Origin of the sequence: Ensifer sp. ZNC0028 (assembly GCF_000799055.1) — a bacterium.
In the GTDB taxonomy this organism is placed as follows: Bacteria; Pseudomonadota; Alphaproteobacteria; order Rhizobiales; family Rhizobiaceae; genus Ensifer.
Genome location: NZ_JTLA01000045.1, coordinates 61,470 through 86,636 on the forward strand (window position 1 = coordinate 61,470; position 25,167 = coordinate 86,636).

The following is a 25,167-nucleotide window of genomic DNA, read 5'->3' on the forward strand; positions in this document are numbered from 1 at the left end:
CGGGCGCACTTCAGAAAGAAGGAGACGCATTTCAGGCCGGAAGCAATCTATCTCAGGCGGCGGGGGAAAAAATCGACATGAGGCACGACGCACTGTTCGAGCGGGTAAGTGCGCGTCTCAAAGCTCAAGTCGGTCCGGATGTCTTTGCAAGCTGGTTTGGGCGTCTGAAGCTCCATTCCGTATCCAAGAGCGTTGTGCGCCTTTCGGTGCCGACCACGTTCCTGAAGTCCTGGATCAACAACCGTTATCTCGACCTCATCACCTCGATCTTCCAGCAGGAAGACGGCGAGATCATGAAGATCGAGATCCTGGTGCGCACGGCAACCCGTGGCGCCCGTCCGACCACCCAGGAAGATGTGCTGCCGCAGGCGGCAGAAGCAGCTCCGGCCCAGCCCGCGCGCCGTCCGGCCGCAGCCCAGCCGGTGGCAAGTGTTGCCGCGGCGACCGTCGCAAGCATGCAGAAGCCGACCCAGGCGCCGCTTTTCGGCTCGCCGCTCGACCAGCGCTACAATTTCGAGAGCTTCGTCGAGGGGTCCTCGAACCGCGTGGCGCTTGCCGCCGCCCGGACGATCGCGGAAGCCGGCGCCGGTGCGGTGCGGTTCAACCCGCTCTTCATCCATTCGAGCGTCGGCCTCGGCAAGACGCACCTTCTGCAGGCGATCGCCATCCAGGCGCTGCAGAGCGCGCGTGCACCGCGCGTCGTCTACCTGACGGCCGAATATTTCATGTGGCGTTTCGCCACCGCGATCCGCGACAACGACGCGCTGTCCTTGAAGGAGTCGCTGCGCAACATCGATCTCCTGATCATCGACGACATGCAGTTCCTGCAGGGCAAGTCGATCCAGCATGAGTTCTGCCATCTCCTGAACATGCTGCTCGATTCCGCCAAGCAGGTCGTCGTCGCCGCCGACCGCGCACCGTGGGAACTGGAATCGCTCGACAGCCGCGTTCGTTCGCGTCTCCAGGGCGGCGTCGCCATCGAGATGGACGGCCCGGACTACGACATGCGCCTGGAAATGCTGAAGCGTCGCCTGGACACGGCCCGTCAGGACGACGGTTCGCTCGACATTCCCGGCGAAATCCTCAGCCATGTGGCACGCAACGTGACGGCCAGCGGCCGCGAACTGGAAGGCGCCTTCAACCAGCTCCTGTTCCGCCGCTCCTTCGAGCCGCAGCTCTCGATCGAGCGCGTCGATGAACTGCTCGGCCACCTCGTCAACGCCGGCGAACCCCGCCGCGTCCGCATCGAGGACATCCAGCGCGTCGTCGCCAAGCACTACAACGTCTCGCGCCAGGAGCTTGTCTCCAACCGCCGCACCCGTGTCATCGTCAAGCCGCGCCAGATCGCCATGTATCTGTCGAAGACGCTGACGCCGCGCTCCTTCCCGGAGATCGGCCGTCGCTTCGGCGGACGCGACCATACGACCGTGCTGCATGCCGTGCGCAAGATCGAGGAGCTGATTTCGGGTGACACCAAGCTCAGCCATGAGATCGAGCTGCTGAAGCGCCTGATCAACGAATAGTCGCGGCGGATTGCCGAAAAAAGCCCGGGTTCGCCCGGGCTTTTTTGTTTTACCGGACCGTTTTCAGTGCCGGCCGCGGCGAGTGCTTGGCCGCTGGATTTCCCACGCCCTGTTCGGCCCGCGCCTGCTCGATGATCCAGGCACGAAAGGCCGTGACCGGCGGCCGGTCGAGAGCCGCCGGCGGGTACACGAGATGATAGGCAAGCCCGGTCATGACGCCCTCGGGGAAGGGGGCTTCCAGCACGCCCTCCGCAAGCTCGCGCGTGACCAGCGACAGGCGCACCAGTGCAACGCCGTCGCCGGCCTTGGCTGCCTCGATGGCGCCGTTGCTGTTGACGAAGACTGGCCCTCGTCCGGCGTCCACCCCGTCGGCGCCTGCCGCATCCAGCCACAGCCTCCAATCCTGACGGTGCACATCGTGCAGGAGCACATGCGCGGCGAGGTCGCCCGGCATGTCGAGCGGGTTCCTTGCGCGTAATGCCGGGTGAAGGACCGGGACCGGGTCGTCATCGATCAGCCGTTCACTGACGAGCCCGTCATAGCGGCCAAGCCCGTGGCGGATGGCAATGTCGACCCCGTCGGCGTTGAAGTCCGTCAGCCGGTTGGTGGTGCTGATGCGCACGTCGATGCCAGGCACCTGCAGCTCGAAGGCGCCGATGCGCGGGACCAGCCATTGGGCGGCAAAAGTGGGCGTGCAGCTCACCGTCAGCACCGGCGCGCGCTTGCGTGCCGTCAGCTCCTCGGTCGCTTCGCGCATCATCCGGAACGCGCGCCTGAGTGTCGCGAAATAGGTGCTGCCGTCCTCCGTCAGCACCAACTGTCTCGGCCGGCGCTCAAAAAGCGGCACGCCAAGCGTCTGCTCCAGTTCGCGCACCTGCAGGCTGACCGCGCCAGGCGTCACGTTGAGTTCCTGTGCGGCCTTCGTCACGCTCGAATGGCGCGCCGTCGCCTCGAAGGCGCGCAGCGAGGCGAGGGAGGGAAGGGATGTCGCCATGGTTTAGCCAAACTCAATCATGTGTCGAGAAATGATCGTTTGTTCGAAGCTCAATATCCTGAGAATAATGGCACAAAGTCAAGATGGTCGATGCCATCACGGTTTAGCCTGACAAACAAACGAGGGTTAAGGCAATGACGCAAGCAACGCAGGCCAAGGTCATGGGCGCCCGGGAATGGGGCATGTTGATCCTGCTCTCCATTCTGTGGGGCGGTTCGTTCTTCTTCATCGGCGTCGCCGTCAAGGCGTTGCCGCCGGTCACGATCGTGGCGCTCCGCGTCAGTCTCGCGGCGCTCGCGCTGTTCGCCTTCGTTCGTCTGATGGGGCTGTCGATGCCGCGCGACCCGCGCGTATGGGTCGCTTTCTTCGGCATGGGTCTGCTCAACAATCTCATCCCCTTCTCGTTGATCGTCTGGGGGCAGACGCATATCGCCAGTGGCCTTGCCTCGATCCTCAATGCGACCACGCCGCTTTTCGGCGTGATCGTCGCGCATCTCCTGACCGATGACGAGAAACTGACAGCCAACCGTTTTGCCGGTGTCGTCGTCGGCTTCCTCGGGGTTGCGATGATGATCGGCCCGGCGGCGCTCGGTGGGCTCGGTTCGAACCTGCTTGCCCAGGTCGCCGTGCTCGGTGCAGCGCTTTCCTATGCGCTCGCCGGTGTCTTTGCCCGCCGCTTCAAGCGCATGGGCGTGGCGCCGATCGTGACGGCGACCGGCCAGGTCTCGGCCGCAAGCACCATGCTGATCCCGCTGTCACTGCTGATCGATCATCCCTGGACGCTTCCCATGCCCGGCTTCGACGTCTGGGCGGCGATCGTCGGCATCGCGCTCATTTCCACGGCGCTCGCCTATGTCCTGTTCTTCCGCATCCTTGAGACTGCCGGTGTCACAAACCTGATGCTGGTGACCTTCCTGATCCCGGTCAGCGCCATCCTGCTTGGCGCCCTGTTCCTCGGCGAAACGCTGGAACCCAAGCACTTTCTCGGCATGACCTTGATCACAGCTGGTCTGGCGGCGATTGACGGGCGGCTTTTGCGCCTCTTTTCCCGGCCGGCCATCGACACCAAGTTAGAGTGCCGCGACAACGCTTGAGCGTTTCTGATTTACACGCATTGCGGGCCGGTGGGCGAAAGCACCACCGGCCCTGTTTTTTTCATCCCGGTTGTCGGCTATTGCTTGCCGCCACCGTCTTTGTTTCAGGAGCTGGAGTTCCGATGCTTTACGCCGTGTTTTGCTACAATCAAGAAGATGTCACGAACGCCTGGACCAAGGAGCAGGACGAAAAAGTCATGCATGATCTGTTGGCCGTACAGAGCAAATATGCGGAGGCAGGCCGGCTTGGACCAGTGGCGCGCTTGATGCCGACGACGTCGGCGACGACGCTCCGGCACAGTCACAGCGAGACGATCGTAATCGATGGCCCGTTTGCCGAGACGAAAGAGCAATTGCTTGGCTTCTACGTCATCGACTGCGCGTCTGTCGATGAAGCACTCGATTTTGCCCGCGATCTGAGCTCCGCCAACCCGGCTGCTGGCTCCTACGAAATCCGTCCTCTTGCCATCTACAAACCCAGTGAGCTTGCTTCATGACAGACACAGCCTGGATAGACCTCGCACTTGTTTCGGCCCGGCCGCAGGCCGTGGGCGCGCTGTTGCGCTATTTCCGCAACCTCGACACCGCCGAAGAAGCGTTTCAGGAGGCCTGTATCCGGGCTTTGAAGACCTGGCCGAAGAGCGGCCCGCCGCGCGACCCCGCCGCCTGGCTGATCTTCGTCGGCCGCAACAGCGGCATCGACAAGGTGCGCCGCCAGTCCCGCGAGACGGCGCTGCCGCCGGAGGAAATTCTTTCCGACCTTGAGGATCAGGAGGGCGCGCTCGCCGACCAGCTCGACGGCTCCCACTATCGCGACGACATTCTTCGCCTGCTGTTCGTCTGCAGCAATCCGGCGCTGCCGGCAACGCAGCAGATCGCGCTGGCGCTGCGCATCGTTTCGGGCCTTTCGGTCAAGCAGATCGCCCGCGCCTTCCTCGTCAGCGAGGCGGCGATGGAACAGCGGATCACCCGGGCCAAGTCGCGTGTCGCCGCCGCCGGCCTTGCCTTCGAGACCCCGGATGCGGCCGATCGGTCAGACCGGCTCGCCGCCGTCGCGACGATGATCTACCTCGTCTTCAACGAGGGCTATTCGGCGATGAACGGACCGGAAAGCGTCTCGGCCGACCTGTGCCAGGAGGCGATCCGGCTCGGACGCCTGCTGCTTCAGCTGTTCCCGGCCGAGCCGGAGATCATGGGGCTGACGGCGCTGCTGATGATCCAGCATTCGCGGGCACGCGCCCGGTTCGATGCCGATGGCGCCGTCATCCTGCTCGAAGACCAGGACCGGGGCCTGTGGGACCGCCCGCTGATCGACGAGGCCTTGGCGCTGATCGACAGGGCGATGCAGTACCGTCAACCGGGCGCCTACCAGATCCAGGCGGCGATCGCGGCGCTGCATGCCCGCGCCGAACGGGCGGGTGAGACCGACTGGGCGCAGATCGACCTGCTCTACCAGGCGCTCGAACGACTGCAGCCATCACCGGTGATCACGCTCAACCGCGCCGTGGCGGTTTCGAAGCGTCAGGGCCCGGAAGCGGCGCTGGCGATGATCGCGCCCTTGGCGGAGAAGCTCTCCGGCTATTTCTATTTCCATGGCCTGAGCGGCCATCTCCTGAAGCAGCTTGGCAAGGTTCGCGAAGCGCGCGTCGCCTTCGACCATGCGATCGCACTCGCCACCAACGCGGCCGAATGCGCTTACATCCGCATGCAGCTCGACAAGCTCGATGAAACGCCTGGCATCGAGATCTCCGAAAGAAAAATCTGACGGCCGCTGTCGGGATCCCGCATGCGGTTTCGTCCTTGGACCGAGAACGAAATCCAAGGAGAGAAACCCATGACCACCAGCCTTGCAGTGCCAGCCCCGACGGCAAAGTCGATCATCCTCGGCCGCTTCCTCAGCGGCCTGCTTGTCGCCTTCCTGATCTTCGATGCGGCCATCAAGCTCGTGCCGCTTGCCGTCGTCACCGAAACCATGGTCGCGCTCGGCTACTCGGCCGACCAGGGCCTGGCACGTCTGCTCGGCATTCTCACATTGCTATGCACGGTGCTCTATGTGATCCCGCGCACCTCGATCCTCGGCGCCATTCTGCTCACCGGCTATCTCGGTGGCGCGATGGCGACGCATCTGCGCGCCGGCAGCCCGCTCTTCACCCATCTGCTTTTCGGCTTCTATCTCGGCGTGATCGCCTGGGGCGGCCTCTGGCTTCGGGATCCGCGCCTGCGCGCGCTCATCCCGCTCAAGAACTAACGGCAAGCGATAGAAAGACGACCATGACCAAGACAGTCAACGACTACATTGCCGGCCTTTCCGGCGTTCCCGCCGACGTGGCGAAACGCCTGCATGATGCTATCCTCGCGGTGGGCGGGCTGACGGACATCGTCAAATGGGGGCATCCCGTCTACGACGCCGGCGGCGCTGTCTGCCTGCTCAAGGGCACAAAGGACTCCGTCACCTTCGGCTTCTGGCGCGGAGCTGACATGCTCGATCTTGATCCTCGCATGGAGAAGGGCGGCGGCAAGGGTGACATGGCCTATATCCGCCTGCGCAGCACCGATGACGTCGACGCAGCACAGGTCGCCCGGCTCGTTGCCAGGGGCATCGAACTCAATCGCCTCAAGGGCGATCCGATGAAGTAGGTTCTGACGAACCGCTCCTGCAGCGTGGCGATGCATGAGGACGCCTGCATCGCCGCCAAAGCCCATCTCTTCGCGGGAACACGCGCGCGTGCCGGATCCCGCGAGGCGGTCATGATCCATCGCCAGGCTCGTCGCCAGCGTGCGCGCGGCGCTCGCTTTTGCGTGCATCGTTTCTAAAATACGACCTCTCCTTGCATGGATTCCACAGGTCGTGCATGGTCCCGCCGGCCGATCCTCAAAAATTTCCGAAAAAAATTTAGCACCATGTCGAAATTTGCGAAGCGCGGACGTCCATCGAGCGCTCAGACTATTCAATCCCATTGGAGAGACCATGATTTTTACTGTGACACCGCTTTATGCGCTGCCCGTGGCGGCGATCTATCTGATCCTGTGGTTCCGCGTCAGCGCGATGCGATCCGCGCAGGGCGTATCGTTTGGTGACGGCGGAAATGCCCTTTTGCTTCAGCGTATCCGCCAACATGGCAATTGCGCTGAATGGTCGGCGTTCGTCGTCATTTTGATGATCCTTGCCGAAGGCATGGGGGCTCCGGCGCTGTATCTGCATATCTCGGGCGCGCTGTTGCTGATCGGGCGGATTGCGCACCCCTTCGGCCTGAAGGCTGACAATGCAGGGCACCCGCTTCGTTACGTCGGAAACGGCACCAACATCCTTGCTGCGCTCAACGCCATGGTCTGCCTGGGCGCCAACATCGTCGGCCTTTGAAGGCTGCACCCAATCGAAAGATGAAACCATGCAATATATGCTGCTGATCTATAACGACCCTCAAAAAGAACCGGCCTATGGCACGCCCGCCTTCCACGAGATGATGGCGGGGTTCTTCGCCGCCAACGCGCGGATGAAGGAGGACGGCGTGCTGCGGTCGGGCGAAGGCCTGCAGGGGGTCGAAACCGCAACGTCGCTGCGCATCAAGTCCGGCAAGGTCGAAACCATGGATGGTCCGTTTGCCGAAACGCACGAGCATCTCGGCGGCTATTATGTCATCGATGTCGCGGACCTGGATGCGGCGCTCACCTACGCAGCGTTGATACCCTCGGCGCATTTCGGCACGATCGAGGTGCGTCCGCTCATGGACTACAACCCGGCGAGCTAATCCCCGATGATCATGATCCATGGCACCTGATCCATGACACTCGATCCATGACACAAGCCGTCCCCAGGGCCATCGCAGTGGCGAAGTTGCTCGACAGCACGCTGCGGGCCGATCGGGGGCGGATGCTTGCCATCCTTGTCGCCAACCTGCGTGACTTGTCGCTGGCAGAGGACGCGCTGCAGGAGGCAGCCGTTTCGGCGCTGTCGCATTGGGGCCGGACGGGCATGCCGGCATCGCCGCAGGGCTGGCTTTTGACAGTTGCCCGGCGCAAGGCGCTTGATCGCCTGCGCGCCGCTCGCCGTGATATCGGCAAGGCCGAGGCACTGGCGCAACTCATCGTTCGCGAGGAAGCGGACCCTGAAGACATTCCCGACGAGCGCCTGCGCCTGATCTTCGTCTGCTGCCACCCGGCGCTTGAGCTGAAGTCACGCGTGGCACTGACCTTGCGGACAGTCTGCGGGCTCTCCACCACCGAAATAGCCCGTGCCTTCCTGGACCACGAGCCGACGATGGGCCAACGCATCAGCCGCGCCAAGGCCAAGATCGCGGGCGCCGGCATCTCGTTTTTCGTGCCGACGGCCGAGCACTGGCCGGCGCGGCTGGACGCCGTGTTGACCACGATCTACCTGATTTTCACGACCGGCTATCTCGCGGCGACGGAAGGTCCAAGGGATCTGTGTCTGGAAGCCGAGTATCTGATGCGGATGATCGACCGGCTGCGCCCGGCGGACCCGGAAATCGAGGGTGCGCTGGCGATGATCCTCTTGACCGCCGCACGCCGCGCGGCACGGATCGGTGCTGACGGGGCAAGCCTTCCGCTGAGCGAACAGGATCGCAATCTATGGGACCAGGCGCAGATCGCACAGGGCCGCGCCCTTCTTGCGCGCGCCGTGAGCCGACGAAGCCCCGGCCCATACCAGATCAAGGCTGCCATCGCCGATTGCCGGCTGGGTGAGGGAGGACCCGACTGGCCGCAAATCGCCGCGCTTTATGCCGCCCTCTTCCGGTTTGAGCCGACACCGGTGGTCTCGCTCAACGCCGCTGTGGCCGTGGCCGAGGCGGGCGATGCTGCCCGCGGGCTGGCGATCGTCGAGGGGCTCGCAGCAGAACTTGCGGACTACCAGCCGTGGCATGCGGCGCACGCGGCGCTTTTGGCGTCAGTGGGCAAACATGCCGAGGCCGCAGACGCCTATCGGCGCGCGATCGCCATCGCACCGGGCCTGGCCGAAGTTCTGTTCCTGGAAAAACGTTTGGCCGCACTGCCATTGACCGGGTCGGAATGACGATTTGTGCGCTGGACGGCAGCGGCACGCGTTTGTCGGCCGAAGGCCCATCCGGCGAAACAGATCTTGACGAAACAAACTTGCAGTCGTGGTTGCAAAACAGAGCGCCTTTATCACGCTGAATGCAATATCTCTGCGCAGGACCAGGAATTCACACCAGATCCAGCGAGATAGACATGATCCTCTATTACCAGACCCATTCCCCCTTCGCTCGCAAGGCGCTCGTCTTTGCCCATGAGATCGGTCTTGCCGCCCGGCTTGAGGTCATTCATCACGAAACCAGCCCGACACGGCGCAACGACGAGGTCTATGCCGAAAACCCGCTCGGCAAGGTTCCGATCCTGTTGCGTGAGGGGCAGGAGCCGATCTTCGACAGCGACGTGATCTGCGCCTATCTCGACACGCTCCATGAGGGCCGCAAGCTGATCCCTGAGGCGGGCGAGCCGCGCTGGCGCGCGCTCAGGCTGCAGTCGGTGGCGCAGGTGCTGGCCCAGACGGGTATCGGCCTGCGCTGGGAATGGGAGCGCCGGCCGGAGCATCTGCGTTTTCCGGCGCTTGCCGATGGTTATGTCGAGAAGATCGAGGCGACCTACGACTGGCTGGAGCGGACGCTGGATACGGAAGCCGCCGTCGATATCGGCCAGATCGCGCTCGCAACCACGCTCTCCTGGATGGCTTTCCGCGACTTGCCGTCGTTTCGGGATCGGCCGCGCTTGGCCCGCTGGTTCGACGCTTTCGAAGAGCGGCCGTCCATGCGGGCGACGCCGCTGTCGGGCGAAACGTTCGATTGAACCGGTAGCCGGCGAAAAAAACCGGGCGCCGCTGTGGGCCACTGCCCGGCAGTTGCCGTCCGCTGCTGCGTCACGATCGCCTTACGGGCAGGCGAGATCGGCGACCACCGCGTCGAGGATCAGCATGCCCGCCGGCGTGCAGCGCAGGCGGGAATTGCCGAGCCTCTCGATGAAGCCGTGATCGATCAGGAACTGTTCGCGCTCCGGGTCCGGATCGCGGCCGGAAAGGGTCTGCCAGCGGGCGAGATCGACGCCTTCTTTCAGGCGCAGGCCCATCAGCAGCAGCTCGTCGGACTGAGCTTCGAGATCGAGCGATTCCCGTTCGATCATGCCGTGGCCATGGGTCTCTACGAGACGCAGCCATTCCTCGGGCTTGCGCTCCGTGGAGGTCGCGATCTTGCCGTTGCCGATGCCGAGACGCCCATGCGCACCCGGGCCGATACCGGCATAGTCGCCGTAGCGCCAGTAGGTGAGGTTGTGGCGGCTTTCGGCACCCGGGCGGGCGTGGTTGGAAACCTCGTAGGCCGGCATGCCGATCGAAGCCGTGATGTCCTGCGTCGCCTCGTAGAGCACCGCCGATTGTTCGCCGTCGGGAACGACGAGCTTGCCGGCCTTGTGCAGGCCGAAGAACGGAGTGCCCTCCTCGATCGTCAGCTGGTAGAGCGACAGGTGGTCGACCGCGTAGGAAACGGCTTCCTTCAGCTCGCGCTCCCATTCCTCGACCGTCTGGTTGGGGCGGGCATAGATCAGGTCGAACGACATGCGCGGGAAGATCTCGCGCGCCAGTCGGATTGCCTTCAGCGCGTCCTCGACATTGTGCAGCCGGCCGAGGAACTTCAGGTCCCGGTCGTTCAGCGCCTGGACGCCGAGCGAGACGCGGTTGACGCCGGCGGCGCGGTAGCCGTGGAAGCGTGTCGCCTCGACGCTCGACGGGTTCGCCTCCATGGTGATCTCGATGCCATCAGGCACATGCCAATGGCGGGCGATGCCTTGGAGGATGGCGTCGACCGTGGCGGGTTCCATCAAGGACGGCGTACCGCCGCCCATGAAGACGCTGGTGACCGTGCGCGGGCCGGAAAGCTCGCGCACTTCTTCCATTTCTTTGAGGAAAGCGGCAACGAAACGCGGCTGGTCCACCGGCTGGTGGCGCACATGGCTGTTGAAGTCGCAATAGGGGCATTTGGCCGCGCAGAACGGCCAATGCACATAGACCCCGAAACCGGGGTCCATGCCGTCACCGATCGCCGCTAGCGTGGCAGTCTGCATTATTGCGTCTCTCATGGTCACATTTCATAGGGAGCGGGGATGCGGCGGATAAATCTGCGGTTTCCACCTCCCGCTCCGATCACGCTCCGAGGCAGGTTTCGGCAAAGATCTTGAAGGCGCGGGCGCGGTGCGACAGGGCCTCTTCGTCGCCCGGCTTCCAGCCGTGCTTCTCGTCGGCGCTCATCTCGCCGAAGGTGGTGTCGTAGCCCTTGGGCTGGAACACCGGATCATAGCCGAAGCCCTGGCTGCCGCGCGGCGGCCAGACGACGAAGCCTTCGACTTCGCCGCGGAAGAGCTCCACATGGCCGTCCGGCCAGGCAAGGCAGAGAACCGAGACGAAACGGGCGGTGCGCTCGGAAGGCGTCTTGGCGCCCTTCTCCTGCAGCGCATCTTCGACCTTCTGCATGGCCATGGCGAAGTCGCGGCTGCCATCCTCGCGCTCGGCCCAGTTGGCGGTATAGACGCCGGGTGCGCCATCGAGTGCGTCGACCGCGAGACCCGAATCGTCCGAAAGCGCCGGCAGGCCGGATGCCTTGGCCGAGGCGAGCGCCTTGATCGTCGCGTTTTCCTCGAAGGTCGTTCCGGTCTCGTCGGGCTCGACGAAATTGAGGTCGGCGGCCGACTTCGCCTCGAAGCCGAGCGGGCCGATGAGATCGCGGATTTCGCGGATCTTGCCGGCATTGTGGCTGGCGACGATCAGCGTCTTGTTGTCCAGTTTGCGCATGGTGTCTCGTTTCGTGTTCATTCGATGGACCAGAGGCCCGGTTCCGCACATTCAAGGCTGTTGCCGGCCGGGTCGCGGAAATAGAAGGACCGCGCCCCGTTCGGCCAGCGAAGATCGCTTTCGATCTCGATACCGGCTGTTTCGAGCTTAGCTTTCCAGGTGTCGAGCGCTTCGGCTGCTACCCGGAAGCACATATGTCCCCGACCGGTCGTGCCATGCGGCGGTACTGGCAGGGCTGCGTCCGGCGCCGGCGGTTTCACTGTTTCGGCCGGATTGAAGATCAAAAGCACGCCCTGACCGCAGCGGAAGAACACGTGCCGGTTTGCGGCGCGGGTGATCTTCTGCAGCCCGAGAATACCACCGTAGAAGGCCTCGGCGGCATCGAGGTCGCCCACGTAAAGGGCGGTCTCGAGAATGCCTTCCAGCGCCGGGGCCATCCTGAAAGTCCTTTCGTCAGCCGGCGATCGCCTGCTTCTGCAGCGCCACCAGTTCGGCAATGCCGTTCTTGGCAAGGCCCATCAGGCTTGCGAATTCTTCTTCCGAGAAAGGCTTGCCTTCCGCCGTGCCCTGGATCTCGACGATACCGCCCGCACCGGTCATGACGAAGTTGGCGTCGGTCTCGGCGGCGGAATCTTCGAGGTAGTCGAGATCGATCACCGACTGGTTGGCGAAGATACCGCAGGAAATGGCGGCGACATGATCCTTCAGGACCTTCTCGACCTTGACCATGTTACGGGCTTCCATCCACTTCAGGCAGTCGTGCAGCGCGATCCAGGCGCCGGTGATCGAGGCCGTGCGCGTGCCGCCATCGGCCTGGATGACGTCGCAGTCGATCGAGATCTGGCGTTCGCCGAGCGCCGGCAGATCGACGACGGCGCGCAGCGACCGGCCGATCAGTCGCTGGATTTCCTGGGTGCGGCCGCTCTGCTTGCCGCTGGCTGCCTCGCGCCGCATGCGCTCGCCGGTGGCGCGCGGCAGCATGCCGTACTCCGCCGTCACCCAGCCCTTGCCGCCATTGCGCAGCCAGGCCGGAACCTTTTCCTCAAGGCTGGCGGTGCACAGCACATGCGTGTCGCCGAACCGCACCAGACAGGAGCCTTCCGCATGCTTGGAAAAATTGCGCTCGAAAGAAACCTTGCGCATTTGATCGGTTTTTCTGCCGGATGGCCGCATCGTCAACTCCTATCGTATCTCGTGAGCCTTCTACTGCATAATTCCCCAAATCGAAATCGATTTAGGGACAAAATTGTGCAGCAGTTTAAGGTGCTGCAGCGACGTTTGGCGCGCCCGAGGACGCGCGGCGCTGCAGAACATGGCGCGGGCAAAGGGAACCGGTGGAAAGCCGGGCAATCGACCGTTTTTTCCCTTTTGCCATCGGGCGGCAGGGACACTATATTCCGGCCACGGCAGGATGTGCCTGCATATGTGGAGTGACATGGTACTGCGCAATCCCGGAGCAAAGGAAATCGCCGCGGCGCTCGACGAGCGCTCGGGCGAAATTTTCCGTCGCATCGTGGAGACCTATCTGACGAGCGGCGAGCCGCTCGGCTCGCGCAACCTGTCGCGGCTTTTGCCGATGGCGCTGTCGCCTGCCTCCGTGCGCAACGTGATGAGCGACCTCGAAGACCTCGGGCTCATCTATTCGCCGCATGTGAGCGCCGGTCGCCTGCCGACCCAGACGGGCCTGCGCTTCTTCGTCGATGCCTTCATGCAGGTCGGCAATCTCTCACCTGAAGACCGCGCCTCGATCGACCGGCATGTCCGGCGCGACGACCATACCCAGCCGGTCGATGCGCTTTTGACCGAAGCGAGCCAGATGCTGTCGGGCATGTCGCGCGGCGCGGGTCTCGTCATCACCGCCAAGGCCGATCCGGTGCTGAAGCATGTCGAGTTCATCCGCCTGGCGCCGACCAAGGCGCTGGCCGTGCTCGTCGGCGAACATGACCAGGTGGAAAACCGCATCATCGAGCTGCCGGCCGGCGTCACCAGCTCGCAGCTCACGGAGGCTGCAAACTTCCTCAACGCCCATCTCGCCGGCCAGACGATCGCCGAAACGCGCGTGCAGCTCGAAAGGGTAAAGCAGACGGTGCGCGGCGAGCTGGACGCGCTGTCGCAGGATCTCGTCGAGCGTGGTCTTGCGATCTGGTCGGGCAGCGAGGGTGACGAAAAGCCCGCGCGGCTGATCGTGCGCGGCCGTGCCAACCTGCTCGAAGGGCTCGAGGGCGCCGAGGATATCGACCGGCTGCGCATGCTGTTCGACGATCTCGAAAAGAAGGACAGCATGATCGAGCTGCTCGATCTTGCCGAGAGCGGCCCCGGGGTGCGCATCTTCATCGGCTCGGAAAACAAGCTGTTCTCGCTGTCCGGCTCCTCGTTGATCGTCGCACCCTATCGCGATGGCGAGGACCGCATCGTCGGTGCCGTTGGCGTCATCGGTCCGACGCGGCTCAACTACTCGCGCATCGTGCCGATGGTCGATTATACCGCGCAGCTGATGTCGCGGCTTTCGCGCTAGGAGCGCGCCTTTAGCGCACGTGCGCCATTGAACCCTTGATTTTTCGGCCCCAAACCTCGATATCGGCTTCAAATCCAGTTCCTGAGCATTTTTGCTGAAACGCAGGCTCGCGCTTGCGGTGTGGAAATGCGAAGGACAATAGAGACGACACTGCGGAGAACGTCATGACCGACGATACGAACAAGCACGGACCCGAGGCCACCGACGAGGTATTCGACGCCGCACCGGACGCTGCCGAGGCAGCAGCCGTTGCCGAGCCCGATCCGTTGGAACTCGCCCGGGCCGAAAGCGCCGAACTGCGCGACAAGTACCTTCGGCTTGCCGCCGAGATGGACAACCTGCGCCGTCGCACTGAACGCGACGTCAAGGATGCCAAGTCCTATTCGGTTGCAGGCTTTGCCCGCGACATGCTGGCGGTATCCGACAACCTGCGCCGCGCGCTCGACGCCATTCCGGCGGAAGCCAAGGAAGCTGGCGAAGCCGGTCTCAACACGCTGATCGAAGGCGTGGAGATGACCGAGCGCTCGATGCTTTCGGCGCTTGAGCGCCACGGCGTCAAGAAGCTGGAGCCGGAAGGCCAGAAGTTCGACCCGAACTTCCACCAGGCGATGTTCGAAATCCCGAATGCGGATGTGCCGAACAACACGGTGCTGCAGGTCGTCCAGGCCGGCTACACCATCGGCGACCGCGTCCTGCGTCCGGCCATGGTCGGCGTCTCCAAGGGCGGCCCCAAGGTCGTTGCCGGCGAGAACGGCGACACGCCGGCCGCCTGATCCCGCCGAACGGTATTCAACAAAAACGCCGCGCGAACTTCGCGCGGCGTTTTTGTTTGGTGCACCGTGCGGCGACAGCCGCGGGCAAGTCTTACCCGAACAATTGCTGCAGGTGATCGTTGAGGAAGCGTCCTTCGGGGTCGACCTTGGCCCTCAGCGCCCGGAAGTCGCCGGCGCGGGGGTAGAGTGCCGTTACATCCTCTGCGCCGAGGAAGTGCAGCTTGCCCCAATGCGGCCGCGACCCGTACTGCCTGAGGATCGTGTCCACGTCCTTCAGATATTCCCAATAGTCGGTGCCGGGCTCGCCGGAGACCGAAAGCGTGATCGAATCCTGCTCGAAGAACGGGCTGATCCAGCCGGTGTCACCGGCGGTGAAGCGATACTCGATCGGGTAGATGCAGGTCGGGTGCTTTTCCAGCATCAGCTTGCGCACCGCTTTGACCGCTTCCTTGCCGTGGGCGACGGGCACCGCATATTCGAGCTCGTGGAAGTTCGGCACGTATTCGATCGGGTAGATCTCCGAGGAATAGGCGATCTTCTCGAAACCGCGCTCCATCGGCGCTTCCCCGGTGATGTCGATCACCTTCATCTCGCAGACGTCGGACGTCTTGTCGGTGGTCGAAACCGAGGCCGTATCCGGCAGGCAGTAGCAGTGGCGGCTCTCGGGCACCGGGCACCAGAAGAAGCCGAAATGGCGGTGCTTGGCGGCAAGCTCGTCGTGCTGCTCGATCATTTCGTCGAAGGTGCAGCGCCAGAGCTTTTCATGGAGATTGTAGCTATCCACCGCCTGCAGGGTAATCTCCGAGATCACGCCGAGCATGCCGACGGAGACGCGCGCCGCCTCCAGCAGATCCGGCGTCGTCTCGTCGACCACGAGGATGCTGCCGTCCGGTTGCACGAGGCGCATGCCGACGATCTGCGAGGCCATGTTGCCGAGCCTGGCGCCGGTGCCATGTGTGCCGGTCGTCAGCGCGCCGGCTAGCGCCTGGCTGTCGATATCGCCCTGGTTGATCAGCGACAGGCCGTTTTCCTTCAGCACCTTGCCGAGCTGGTTGATGGTGGTGCCGGCCTTTACCGCCACACGCTTGCGCGCGCTGTCGATGTTGACGACACCTTGCATGCTGGAAAGCGTCAGATGCAGCCCGCTCGTCAGCGCCACCGGTGTGAAGGAATGGCCGGACCCGGCGCAACGCACGTTCAGCCCCTGCGCTGTCGCATCGCGCACCATTTCGGCCAGCGCCGCCTCGCTCTCCGGCGCGCCGCGATGGCGCACGATGCATGATTGGTTTCCGACCCAGTTGCGCCAGTGGCCACCTGCCTGAAGCATTTTTCCCTCCCTCAAACCGCGGTGAAGCAATTGTCGACGAACAGATGCGTGCCGTTGATGAAGCTCGCCTCGTCGCTCGCCAGAAACAGCGCCGCGTTCGCCACTTCCTTCGGATCGCACATGCGGCCCTGCTGCGCGGCGATGGCCGCCTCCGAAACGTCGACACCGTACTTGCTGAGGCCGACAAGCTCGCGCTTGCCGTGGTCGGTGGCGATGAAGCCCGGGCAGACGGCGTTGCAGCGGATGCCGCGGTCGCGGAACTCGACGGCGATGGCGCGGGCGAACATGTGGCAGGCACCCTTGGTGGTGTCGTAGAGCACTTCCATCGGTGTGGCCGCCACGGCCGAGATCGACGAGGTGCAGACGATGCTGCCGCCGCCGGCCGCAAGCATGCCCGGCAACACTGCCTTGGTCATCAGGAACATGCTGCGCACATTGACCGCCATCAGCCGGTCCCACTCGTCCTCCTCCGTTTCGAGGAAGGGGCCGACGGCAAGGATGCCGGCGTGGTTGAAGAGCACGGTGATGGAACCGAAGGCCGCTTCGACCGCCTTGACGGCGGAGGTCACCTCGGCCGACAGCGAGACATCGGCGGGGGCGAAAATCGCCTCGCCGCCATTGGCGCGGATCGAGGCGGCCACCTCTTCGCCCTTGCTGCGCGGCAGGTCGACGATCGCGACCTTTGCGCCTTCGCGCGCGAACAGCTCGGATGCGGCAAGACCGCAGCCTCCCGCGCCACCGCTGATCAGCGCCACCTTGCCTGAAAGCCTGCCTGCCATCGTCATCCTCCCCTTGGGCGTCCTTCGCAACGGTCGCCAATGACGACCCGCGATGGATCCGGTTTCTCACTCCCCGGGAATTATTGTTGACGAGTGAGGGGCTGTCGATATCCCATGGGGGATACGTAGGGTTGGGGGATGACAAGGGAATGCTCGCAAGCGAGTCCGCCGATATCTCGGCGATGATCGGCCTGATCGGCACCGAGGATTTCGGTCGGGCGCTGGACCGGATGCTCCGGTCGGTCACCGGCTTTGATCTCTCGGTCGTGTTTGCCTACCCCTACGATGCCAGGCCGATCGTCCTGCATGACGGCTATACGGCCAAGGTGTCGGCAAGTGCGCTTTCCGCCTATCTCGGCGGCGCCTATCTGCTCGATCCCTTCTATGTCGCCTGTTGCGCCGGCCAGCCGGCCGGGCTCTGGCGGATGCGCGAGCTTGCGCCGGACCAGTTCTTCCAGTCCGACTTTTCGTCGTCGGCGGAAGTGCATCCTTGCGTGTCGATGGAATCCGGCGTTCTCGTCGAGGAGGTGGGCTTCGTCGTCCCGCTCGACGGCGGCCTGCAGGCGACCTACTCGTTGATGCGCGGCCGCGGCGGCGAGCCTTTCAGCGAGACCGAATTGGCCCGGCTGCGCGTCTACGAGCCGATCGTGCGCGAGGCCATCCGGTCGAACTGGCGCCAGCGGGGCCAGACGGTCGCGCCGCCGCCTTCCGAGGAGGGCGACGACGACGCGATGGAAGCGGCGTTCGAGAGCCTGTGTTCAGATCGGCTGACCAAGCAGCAGCGCAACATCGTGCGCCTGATCCTCAGGGGCCACAGCAACCTGTCGATCGGCAAGGTGATGAACATTGCCGAAGGGACGGTGCGCATCCACCGCAAGAACATCTATCGCCGGCTCGGCATTTCGAGCCAGGGTGCACTGTTCCGGATTTTCATTGATCATTTGAACGGGCGTCAGCTCTATTGACGCAAGGTTCGGGCGACTGTGCGCATCCTGCAGGATGCGCCCCGTTGTTCAAGCTCAGGCCGCGTGCGAGGTCGCGTCGTCGTCGAGCAGCGTGTAGATCGCGCTGGCGGAATCGCTCGAGCGGATCTTGGCGACCATGTCCTGGTCGCGAAGCACGCGGGCGATGCGCGACAGGGCCTTGAGGTGGTCCGCGCCGGCGCCTTCCGGAGCAAGCAGCAGGAACACGAGATCGACCGGCTGGTCGTCGAGCGCCTCGAAATCGACCGGCGTGTCGAGACGCGCGAAGATGCCGATGATCGAGGGAAGGTTGTTGAGCTTGCCGTGCGGGATGGCGATACCGTTGCCGACGCCGGTGGAACCGAGGCGCTCGCGCTGCAGGATCACGTCGAAGATTTCACGCTCCGGAAGCCCGGTAATCTTAGAAGCTTTTGCCGCCAATTCCTGAAGGAGCTGTTTTTTCGAGTTGGCCCTCATGGCCGGGATGATCGCATTTTGATGCAGTAGACCTGCCAATGCCATTCTTTTGTCCTCGTTCGCCGGTTAGAGCCGGACAACATCATCATAAATGCGTCGCAATGGCTCTAACCATCTTTGTCATGGCGGGTTCCATGCACAGAAAAGTCACATTTTCCGGCCTGGCCGCTGAGTTGCGGGAGAGGGACGCCGGCATGCCGGCATCCCTCTTTTTCGCTCATGCTTTGATATTGGCAGCGTCGATCCAGCCAATATTTCCATCGTTGCGTCTGTAGACGATATTCAACTCAGCCTTGCCGGGAGTGCGGAACATCAGGACGGGTTCGTCGGTCATGTCGAGCGCCATCACGGCGCTGGCGACAGACATCGTCCTCAACTGTTTCGAGCTCTCGGCGACGATTGTCGGTGCGTAATCCTCGGGGACTTCGTCATCCTCGAAGGGCACCGAATCCATCACTGTGTAGGCCACTTCGGCAGCGTTCTGTCCGTTGCCGTTGTGATGATCCTTCAGCTTGCGCTTGTAGCGACGCAGGCGCTTTTCGATGCGGTCCGACGCCGCGTCGAAGGCTGCCTGTGGATCGTTCGCCTGGCCATTCGCCTGCATTACCACGCCCGTATCGAGATGAAGCTTGCAGTCGGCGCTAAAGCGCGGCCCGGATTTTTCCACAGTGACCTGGCTTGAATATCCTCCGTCGAAATATTTGGTAACGGCCTGCTCGATCTGCTCGCCAATGCGGGCGCGGAACGAATCGCCGATTTCCATCTGTTTACCGGATACACGCACACTCATGGAGTTTCCTCTCTCGTTCGTGATTTGCGTAGCCAGTCTATTCCAAGCGGTCCCGTCATCCAAGCCTTTCAGACTTGCGAGCGCGCCTCTGTCGCAGCCACCGGTCGCACCGGTCGCCTCCGGGGCGAGCATGTCCCCGGCAATTGCGGCGGGCTCATATCGCCTGTGTCGGAGAGAGTCAATCGAAGGTCGCAAAAAAGTTAATGCGCCTTAACGTTCGGGGCTCAGAAACCGGAGGCCTTGGCGAGCGCGCGCTTCTCCCGCCGGCGCTGCACGGAGGAGGGGATGTTCATCGCCTCCCGGTATTTGGCGACCGTGCGCCGCGCGATATCGATGCCGGCCTTCTTGAGGATGTCGACGATGTCGTCGTCGGAAAGCACGGCCTCGGTGCTCTCCTCCTGGATCAGCGTGCGGATCTTGTGGCGCACGGATTCCGCCGAATGGCTGTCGCCGCCTTCGGCCGAGCCGATCGAGACGGTGAAGAAATATTTGAGTTCGAACAGCCCGCGCGGCGTCAGCATGTACTTGTTCGAGGTGACGCGGCTGACGGTCGATTCATGCATCTTGATGGCGTCGGCCACGGTCTTGAGGTTCAGCGGCCTGAGATGCCCGATGCCGTTGGCGAGAAAGGCGTCCTGCTGGCGCACGATTTCCGTCGCGACCTTCATGATCGTGCGGGCGCGCTGGTCGAGGCTGCGCGTCAGCCAGTTGGCATTCTGCAGGCATTCGTTGAGGAAGGCCTGGTCGGCGCTGTTTTTCTGCGTGCCGCGCGAAACCGAAGCGAAGTAGTCCTGGTTGACCAGAACGCGCGGCAAAGCATCCGGATTGAGCTCGACCAGCCACGAGCCGTCGGGCGCTGCCCGCACGACGATATCGGGCACGATGGCCTCGCTGACGCTGGTCTCGAAGCTGGTGCCCGGCTTCGGGTCGAGCTTGCGGATTTCCGCCAGCATGTCGATCAGGTCTTCCTCGTCGACGCCGCAGATCTTCTTGAGCGTCGCGAAATCCCGCCGCGCCAAAAGTTCGAGATTGGCAAGCAGCGCCTCCATCGCCGGATCGAGCCGGTCGCGGGCGCGCAGCTGGATGGCAAGACATTCGCCGAGCGAACGGGCAAAGACGCCCGGCGGATCGAACTGCTGCAGCGTCAGCAGTACCCTGACGACATCGCCATGCGCGGCACCCAGCCGTTCGCCGACCTCGCCGAGGTCCGCCTGCAGGTAGCCGGCGTCGTCCAGCTGGTCGATGAGGTGCTGTGCGATCAGTCGGTCTGACGGCGTCGGCAGCGCGAAGGGCAATTGCTCCAGAAGCGTTTCGCGCAGACTCTTGCGGCCGGCGACGAAATCGTCGAGATCGTAGTCTTCGCCCTCGCCGCCGCCGGGCATCGATTTCCACTGGCCAAGCAATTCCGGCGCGTCGGCGCGCTGCGGCGCCGTGTCGTCCTGGAAGACATTGGCGAAATCGGCATCGAGCTGGTCGTCGAGCCGCTCGCCGCTTTGCGATGTGGCGCTGTCATAGAGATCCGCCTGGCCGCCGCCGTCGTCGTTTCCGCCACTCTCGTCGCCGCCGGCCATCTCGCCCCGCTCCGGGGTGAGCTGATCGTCATTTGCCTGAAATTCGAGCAGCGGGTTCTTTTCGACTTCCTGGGCGATGAACTGGTTGAGTTCAAGATGCGTCATCTGCAGCAGCTGGATCGACTGCATGAGTTGTGGCGTCATCACCAGGGACTGGGACTGGCGCAGATGAAGGCTGGCGGACAGGGCCATGCTGACGCGAAACTCCCGAGAAATCTCCAGGGGCCGCGGTGCTTCTCCGGTCGCCGATCGGGCCCTTTTCTTAATTGGCCCAAAAATTGCTTATCGGAAAGGTTTGGTCAAGCGCGATCGCGGGCGGAATCGCCCGCGAGGCGGTCTCAGAGGCTGAAATTGTCGCCGAGATAGAGCCGGCGCACGTCAGGATTGGTGACGATGTCGTTGGCGCGACCATGCGTCAGCACTTCGCCGGCATGAATAATGTAGGCGCGATCGATGAGGCCGAGCGTCTCGCGGACGTTGTGGTCGGTGATCAGCACGCCGATGCCGCGCGAGGTCAGATGCCGGACAAGTGCCTGGATGTCGGCGACCGAGATCGGGTCGACGCCGGCAAAGGGCTCGTCGAGCAGCATGAAGGTCGGGTCGGTCGCGAGCGCGCGGGCGATTTCGAGACGGCGGCGTTCGCCACCGGAAAGCGCGATCGCCGGCGACTTGCGCAGATGCGTGATGTTGAACTCGCCGAGCAGGTCGTTGAGCTTGCTCTCGCGCCGCTCCAGGTTCTTGTCGTGGACCTCGAGCACGGCGCGGATGTTCTCCTCGACCGTCAGTCCGCGGAAGATCGACGCTTCCTGCGGCAGGTAGCCGACGCCAAGGCGTGCGCGCCGATACATCGGCATGGTCGTTACGTCGTTGCCGTTGATCTCGATCGAGCCCTCGTCGACGGGGACGAGGCCGGTGATCATGTAGAAGCAGGTGGTCTTGCCGGCGCCGTTCGGCCCGAGCAGGCCTACGGCTTCGCCGCGCCGCACCACGAGCGACACGCCGTTGACGACCCGGCGCTCGCGATAGGCCTTGGTCAGCCCACGGGCGATCAGGGTGCCGTCATAGCGCGCCTTGTCGACCGCATGGCCGGAGGCGACCGCAGCGGTCGCCGACGGCTTGCGGACCCGTTTGCGCTTGTGGAGGAAGGGAAGTTGCACGAGCGGTCTACGTCAGTTCGTCTTGCGGGACTTCGGGTCGAGCTGGATCTGCACGCGGCCGCCGCAGGCTTCGAGCTGGGCCTCGCCGGTTTCCATCTGGACGTTGAGCTGGCAGCCGACGAAGACGTTCTTGCCTTCCGAGAGGACGACCTTGTCGCCCTTGAGAGCGAAGACCTGCTTGGTCATGTCGAACGAGCCGGTGTCGGCCGTCGCCTGCTGGGTCCCGGAGCTCAGGAAAACCTTGTTGCTGACCTCGATACGGTCGATGTCGGCGTCGCCGCTCGAAACCGAGCCGCCGCCGGACTTGTAGAAGACGACCATGTTGCCCGCCTGCAGCGTCGTCGTGCCCTGCACGACCTTGACGTTGCCGCTGAAGATCGCCTTGCTTTCCGGGTCCTTGATTTCGAGCTTGTCGCTCTCGATCTGGATCGGCTTGTCGTTGGACAACTCAAGGCCCTTCATCTTGCTCGACGTGGCCTGCGCAAAAGCGCCGGAGGCAATAATCAAAGCGCCGGCTCCGGCAATGGCCAGGCTGGCGGAAATCTTGAAAAATGATGCGGTTGTGACCGACATGGAGTGCACCGGGTCCTATTTCGCGTTTTTGCGGATGGCGGTGGGCTCGACGTTCACCCTCACCATGCCCTCGAAAATTACAATACGTCCCTTATCCGTCATTCGCAGCGTCTGCGCAATGATCGAACCACCCTTCATGCTGATCGCAACGGGCTGCTTCGTTTCCATCTCGCCGGCATTGATGTCCAGATAAGCCGACTGGAAGTCGGCGTTGATGCCATTATTGACGGAAATGGTGAACGGGGCGTTCATGTCGAGCGTATTGGCGCCGCGATCGTAGATGCCGTTGGTGGCGTCGACGGTTGCCATCATCGAATCCTTCATCGGCATTTCCGCGTGGATCGTCTGCAGCGTGATGATGTCGGGGTTGGCGATATCCTGGAGTGCCCGCTGGGCCTTCATCGAATAGCTGATGCCCTGCTTGTTGCGGCCGGAGATCGCCGGGTTCTTCATGACGATCTTGCCGTCCTCGATCGTCGCGGTCTCGATCTGCAGGTCGACGGGCATGAAGGCGCGCACGAAGGAGACGGCGGCAAAAATGACGGCGATGACGCCGGCGATGATCGGCAGGATGATCTTCAGGCGACGCACGCGCGCGGAATGCCGCGCGGCGAGCGCGTAGGCGTCGGCGGAGCTCGCACCCGTATCGGCAAAGATGCCCGGGGCTGGCGCGTGGTTCAACATGAAAAGGCCTGTCGGTTCTACTGCTTTTGTCGCTGACCCGGCGAAGGGGTCATTTACATACATTGGTGTAAGTCGTCGCAAATATGGATATTTTTTGCTGTCGCACAATGGCGCCGCAAAAAAACTCGGGTAAGGCGCAAAAACGCCTGCCGCGGCTTTCAACCGTGACCAAGCGCGTTTATGGAATATGCCTCTTCGCGCGCAGATAGCACGTTCCCGCGGAAACTGACAGAAGCAGCGCCAACAAATCGGGAGAAACCCACATGGACGAACTCGCCATCGCCGATCGCCGCAGCCTGCGCCGGAAGTTGAGCTTCTGGCGCTTTGTGGTGGCGGGCCTGCTTCTCCTCGTCGCGCTCGCGATCTTTGCTTGGTCCGGTGCTGCCGACGACGTCGGCCACAACAGACAGCATGTGGCGCGTGTCGCGATCACCGGCCTGATCCAGGATGACCGCGAGCTGCTCGAGCGCCTGCAGAAGATTGCCGACAACGACAGCGTCAAGGCGCTGGTCGTGACCATTTCGTCGCCGGGTGGCACCACCTATGGTGGCGAGGTCATCTATAAGGCGATCCGCAAGGTCGCCGCCAAGAAACCGGTCGTTTCCGACGTGCGCACGCTTGCCGCTTCGGCGGGCTACATGATCGCGCTCGGCGGCGATACGATCGTTGCCGGCGAAAGCTCGATCACCGGCTCCATCGGCGTCATCTTCCAGTATCCGCAGGTCAAGGAGCTGATGGACAAGCTCGGCGTCTCCCTGGAATCGATCAAGTCGCGGCCGCTAAAGGCGGAACCTTCGCCCTTCCATCCGGCCAGCGACGAGGCGAAGGCCATGATCCAATCGATGATCGACGACAGCTACGCCTGGTTCGTCGACCTGGTTGCCGAGCGCCGCAAGTTATCGCGTCCCGATGCGTTGCTGCTCGCCGATGGACGCATTTTCACCGGTCGCCAGGCGCTGAAGGCCAAGCTCGTCGACAAGCTTGGCGGCGAGGACGAAATTCGCGCCTTCCTCACCGAGAAAAAGGTGTCGAAGGACCTGCCGATCGTCGATTGGGAAGCCCCCCGCAAGACCCTGCCTTTTGGCCTCGGCGCGCTGGTCGGCAACTGGATCAAGATGTTGGGATATGACGCTTTTCCGGCAATGAGCGGGCTCGAAAAAGTTGCAGGCGACAAGTTGTTTCTTGACGGTCTTGTTTCGGTTTGGCAGGTTGATGGCCAATGAGCAAGGCGACATATACCCAGCCTGAGCCGTCGAGCGATGTCGGTGATTTTGCAAATGCCGCGCACCGCCTTGCGGAAATCACAATGCAGACCGAAAAAGCAAAACAAACAAGAATTTGAGGGGGCGACAGTGATCAAGTCAGAACTGGTGCAGATTGTTGCAGCTCGCAATCCGCATCTCTACCACCGCGACGTCGAAAATATCGTCAACGCGGTCCTCGATGAGATCACCGACGCGCTCGCCGCAGGCAACCGGGTCGAACTGCGTGGCTTCGGCGCCTTCTCGGTCAAGAACCGGCCCTCGCGGTCCGGGCGCAACCCGCGTACCGGCGATTCCGTTTTCGTCGAGGAGAAATGGGTGCCGTTCTTCAAGACCGGCAAGGAGCTGCGCGAGCGGCTCAACCCGGGTATGAACGGCGACGACGAGGATTGATTATCCTTGGCGGTCTACAGAGACCCCCAACGACCCCTGTAAACGAGGCCCGTTGCCGACAAGTGTCCGGCAAAGAGTGTGGGCGTCGGCGAAATGGAGCGATTGAATGTTCAAGAAACTGATCAACATCGTTGTTCTTGTACCGGTCGCCATCATCCTGATTGTGCTCAGCGTGGCCAACCGCCAGAGCGTGACGCTGGCACTGAACCCCTTCCGGCCGGAAGACAGCGTGCTTTCGGTGAGCGCGCCGTTCTTCGTCTTCCTGTTCCTTGCGGTCATCGTCGGCGTCATTCTCGGTGCCGCCGCGACCTGGTTCAGCCAGGGCAAGTACCGGCGGCGCGCGCGCAACGAGGCCAACGAAGCAGTGAAGTGGCACCGCGAGGCGGAGAAACACCGCAGCCAGGCGGAAAAGCTCGCAACCCAGGCGACGCTGGCAGCGCCGCAGAACTGATCAGAAGCTCACAAGCCTGCGAAGGCCGA

The 25,167-nt window shown here is 63.1% G+C and carries 29 protein-coding genes; 16 read left to right on the forward strand and 13 right to left on the reverse strand.

Going from position 1 to position 25,167, the window contains the following annotated elements; all coding sequences use genetic code 11:
* Positions 1–77: 77 nt before the first annotated feature.
* Positions 78–1,523: a chromosomal replication initiator protein DnaA gene (gene dnaA / locus L981_RS11555; protein ID WP_043615700.1), complete on the forward strand. Its 1,446-nt coding sequence runs from the start codon at positions 78–80 to the stop codon at positions 1,521–1,523.
* A gap of 49 nt (positions 1,524–1,572) precedes the next feature.
* Here the strand turns inward: dnaA and gcvA are convergent, their stop codons facing one another.
* The gene (gene gcvA, locus L981_RS11560; RefSeq protein WP_052201751.1) at positions 1,573–2,517 is read right to left on the reverse strand and encodes a transcriptional regulator GcvA; all 945 of its coding nucleotides are present in this window, start codon (positions 2,515–2,517) and stop codon (positions 1,573–1,575) included.
* Positions 2,518–2,651: 134 nt separating this feature from the next.
* Between gcvA and L981_RS11565 the strand changes: the two genes are divergently transcribed.
* The 9 genes from L981_RS11565 (at position 2,652) to L981_RS11605 (ending at position 9,434) form a co-directional block, all read left to right on the forward strand.
* Positions 2,652–3,611 carry a DMT family transporter gene (locus L981_RS11565; protein WP_245281620.1) on the forward strand — a complete coding sequence of 320 codons (960 nt, stop codon included), beginning with the start codon at positions 2,652–2,654 and terminating at the stop codon, positions 3,609–3,611.
* Between the two features lie 122 nt (positions 3,612–3,733).
* A complete protein-coding gene (locus tag L981_RS11570; RefSeq protein WP_043615571.1) occupies positions 3,734–4,108 on the forward strand; it encodes a YciI family protein in 375 nt (124 codons plus the stop codon).
* Positions 4,105–5,376, forward strand: a complete 1,272-nt coding sequence (locus L981_RS11575) for an RNA polymerase sigma factor (protein WP_043615574.1) — start codon at positions 4,105–4,107, stop codon at positions 5,374–5,376. Before L981_RS11570 ends, L981_RS11575 begins: the two co-directional genes overlap by 4 nt.
* Positions 5,377–5,445: 69 nt before the next feature.
* Positions 5,446–5,859 carry a DoxX family protein gene (locus tag L981_RS11580; protein WP_052201752.1) on the forward strand — a complete coding sequence of 138 codons (414 nt, stop codon included), beginning with the start codon at positions 5,446–5,448 and terminating at the stop codon, positions 5,857–5,859.
* A gap of 23 nt (positions 5,860–5,882) precedes the next feature.
* Positions 5,883–6,248, forward strand: coding sequence for a DUF1801 domain-containing protein (locus L981_RS11585; protein WP_052201753.1), 366 nt, complete (start codon positions 5,883–5,885; stop codon positions 6,246–6,248).
* A gap of 331 nt (positions 6,249–6,579) precedes the next feature.
* Positions 6,580–6,972, forward strand: coding sequence for an MAPEG family protein (locus L981_RS11590; RefSeq protein ID WP_043615577.1), 393 nt, complete (start codon positions 6,580–6,582; stop codon positions 6,970–6,972).
* Positions 6,973–7,000: 28 nt separating this feature from the next.
* The gene (locus L981_RS11595) at positions 7,001–7,360 is read left to right on the forward strand and encodes a YciI family protein (protein ID WP_043615579.1); all 360 of its coding nucleotides are present in this window, start codon (positions 7,001–7,003) and stop codon (positions 7,358–7,360) included.
* Positions 7,361–7,407: 47 nt separating this feature from the next.
* Positions 7,408–8,643, forward strand: a complete 1,236-nt coding sequence (locus L981_RS11600) for an RNA polymerase sigma factor (protein ID WP_043615581.1) — start codon at positions 7,408–7,410, stop codon at positions 8,641–8,643.
* A gap of 176 nt (positions 8,644–8,819) precedes the next feature.
* A complete protein-coding gene (locus L981_RS11605) occupies positions 8,820–9,434 on the forward strand; it encodes a glutathione S-transferase family protein (RefSeq protein WP_043615583.1) in 615 nt (204 codons plus the stop codon).
* 81 nt (positions 9,435–9,515) lie between these two features.
* On the opposite strand, the gene hemW is transcribed toward L981_RS11605, so the two are convergent.
* The 4 genes from hemW to rph form a co-directional block, all read right to left on the reverse strand.
* Positions 9,516–10,700, reverse strand: a complete 1,185-nt coding sequence (gene hemW, locus L981_RS11610; protein WP_043615585.1) for a radical SAM family heme chaperone HemW — start codon at positions 10,698–10,700, stop codon at positions 9,516–9,518.
* A gap of 79 nt (positions 10,701–10,779) precedes the next feature.
* Positions 10,780–11,424: an RdgB/HAM1 family non-canonical purine NTP pyrophosphatase gene (rdgB, locus tag L981_RS11615; RefSeq protein ID WP_043615587.1), complete on the reverse strand. Its 645-nt coding sequence runs from the start codon at positions 11,422–11,424 to the stop codon at positions 10,780–10,782.
* A 17-nt stretch (positions 11,425–11,441) separates the two neighbouring features.
* Entirely contained in the window at positions 11,442–11,861 is a 420-nt protein-coding gene (locus L981_RS11620) for a VOC family protein (protein ID WP_043615589.1), read from the reverse strand.
* A 16-nt stretch (positions 11,862–11,877) separates the two neighbouring features.
* Positions 11,878–12,597, reverse strand: coding sequence for a ribonuclease PH (gene rph / locus L981_RS11625; RefSeq protein WP_043615591.1), 720 nt, complete (start codon positions 12,595–12,597; stop codon positions 11,878–11,880).
* 262 nt (positions 12,598–12,859) lie between these two features.
* On the opposite strand from rph, the gene hrcA reads away from it, so the two are divergent.
* Positions 12,860–13,939, forward strand: coding sequence for a heat-inducible transcriptional repressor HrcA (gene hrcA, locus L981_RS11630; protein WP_043615594.1), 1,080 nt, complete (start codon positions 12,860–12,862; stop codon positions 13,937–13,939).
* Between the two features lie 164 nt (positions 13,940–14,103).
* Complete coding sequence (grpE, locus tag L981_RS11635) at positions 14,104–14,712, forward strand: nucleotide exchange factor GrpE (RefSeq protein WP_043615596.1); 609 nt, start codon at positions 14,104–14,106, stop codon at positions 14,710–14,712.
* A gap of 91 nt (positions 14,713–14,803) precedes the next feature.
* On the opposite strand, the gene L981_RS11640 is transcribed toward grpE, so the two are convergent.
* Together L981_RS11640 and L981_RS11645 are read right to left on the reverse strand one after the other, a co-directional pair.
* Complete coding sequence (locus tag L981_RS11640) at positions 14,804–16,039, reverse strand: D-arabinono-1,4-lactone oxidase (RefSeq protein ID WP_043615598.1); 1,236 nt, start codon at positions 16,037–16,039, stop codon at positions 14,804–14,806.
* An 11-nt stretch (positions 16,040–16,050) separates the two neighbouring features.
* Positions 16,051–16,818, reverse strand: a complete 768-nt coding sequence (locus tag L981_RS11645) for an SDR family NAD(P)-dependent oxidoreductase (protein ID WP_043615601.1) — start codon at positions 16,816–16,818, stop codon at positions 16,051–16,053.
* Between the two features lie 149 nt (positions 16,819–16,967).
* On the opposite strand from L981_RS11645, the gene L981_RS11650 reads away from it, so the two are divergent.
* Entirely contained in the window at positions 16,968–17,783 is an 816-nt protein-coding gene (locus tag L981_RS11650) for a helix-turn-helix transcriptional regulator (protein WP_043615604.1), read from the forward strand.
* Positions 17,784–17,837: 54 nt separating this feature from the next.
* Here the strand turns inward: L981_RS11650 and ptsN are convergent, their stop codons facing one another.
* From ptsN to lptC, 6 genes are all read right to left on the reverse strand, one after another.
* The gene (ptsN, locus tag L981_RS11655) at positions 17,838–18,302 is read right to left on the reverse strand and encodes a PTS IIA-like nitrogen regulatory protein PtsN (protein WP_043615607.1); all 465 of its coding nucleotides are present in this window, start codon (positions 18,300–18,302) and stop codon (positions 17,838–17,840) included.
* 172 nt (positions 18,303–18,474) lie between these two features.
* On the reverse strand, positions 18,475–19,047 hold the full coding sequence (gene hpf / locus L981_RS11660; RefSeq protein WP_034797455.1) for a ribosome hibernation-promoting factor, HPF/YfiA family: 573 nt from the start codon (positions 19,045–19,047) through the stop codon (positions 18,475–18,477).
* Between the two features lie 224 nt (positions 19,048–19,271).
* Positions 19,272–20,810 (reverse strand): RNA polymerase factor sigma-54, encoded by a 1,539-nt coding sequence (gene rpoN / locus L981_RS11665; protein ID WP_043615612.1) that lies wholly within the window; start codon positions 20,808–20,810, stop codon positions 19,272–19,274.
* Positions 20,811–20,956: 146 nt separating this feature from the next.
* Positions 20,957–21,775 (reverse strand): LPS export ABC transporter ATP-binding protein, encoded by an 819-nt coding sequence (lptB, locus tag L981_RS11670; protein ID WP_043615614.1) that lies wholly within the window; start codon positions 21,773–21,775, stop codon positions 20,957–20,959.
* 12 nt (positions 21,776–21,787) lie between these two features.
* Positions 21,788–22,348 (reverse strand): LptA/OstA family protein, encoded by a 561-nt coding sequence (locus L981_RS11675; RefSeq protein ID WP_043615617.1) that lies wholly within the window; start codon positions 22,346–22,348, stop codon positions 21,788–21,790.
* A gap of 15 nt (positions 22,349–22,363) precedes the next feature.
* On the reverse strand, positions 22,364–23,032 hold the full coding sequence (lptC, locus tag L981_RS11680) for an LPS export ABC transporter periplasmic protein LptC (RefSeq protein ID WP_043615620.1): 669 nt from the start codon (positions 23,030–23,032) through the stop codon (positions 22,364–22,366).
* Between the two features lie 263 nt (positions 23,033–23,295).
* On the opposite strand from lptC, the gene sppA reads away from it, so the two are divergent.
* The 3 genes from sppA to L981_RS11695 all read left to right on the forward strand — a co-directional run bounded on the left by sppA (position 23,296) and on the right by L981_RS11695 (position 25,138).
* Entirely contained in the window at positions 23,296–24,255 is a 960-nt protein-coding gene (sppA, locus tag L981_RS11685) for a signal peptide peptidase SppA (RefSeq protein WP_043615623.1), read from the forward strand.
* Between the two features lie 54 nt (positions 24,256–24,309).
* Entirely contained in the window at positions 24,310–24,687 is a 378-nt protein-coding gene (locus L981_RS11690; RefSeq protein ID WP_246810660.1) for an integration host factor subunit beta, read from the forward strand.
* A 106-nt stretch (positions 24,688–24,793) separates the two neighbouring features.
* Complete coding sequence (locus L981_RS11695) at positions 24,794–25,138, forward strand: lipopolysaccharide assembly protein LapA domain-containing protein (protein WP_034797442.1); 345 nt, start codon at positions 24,794–24,796, stop codon at positions 25,136–25,138.
* Positions 25,139–25,167: the final 29 nt, after the last annotated feature.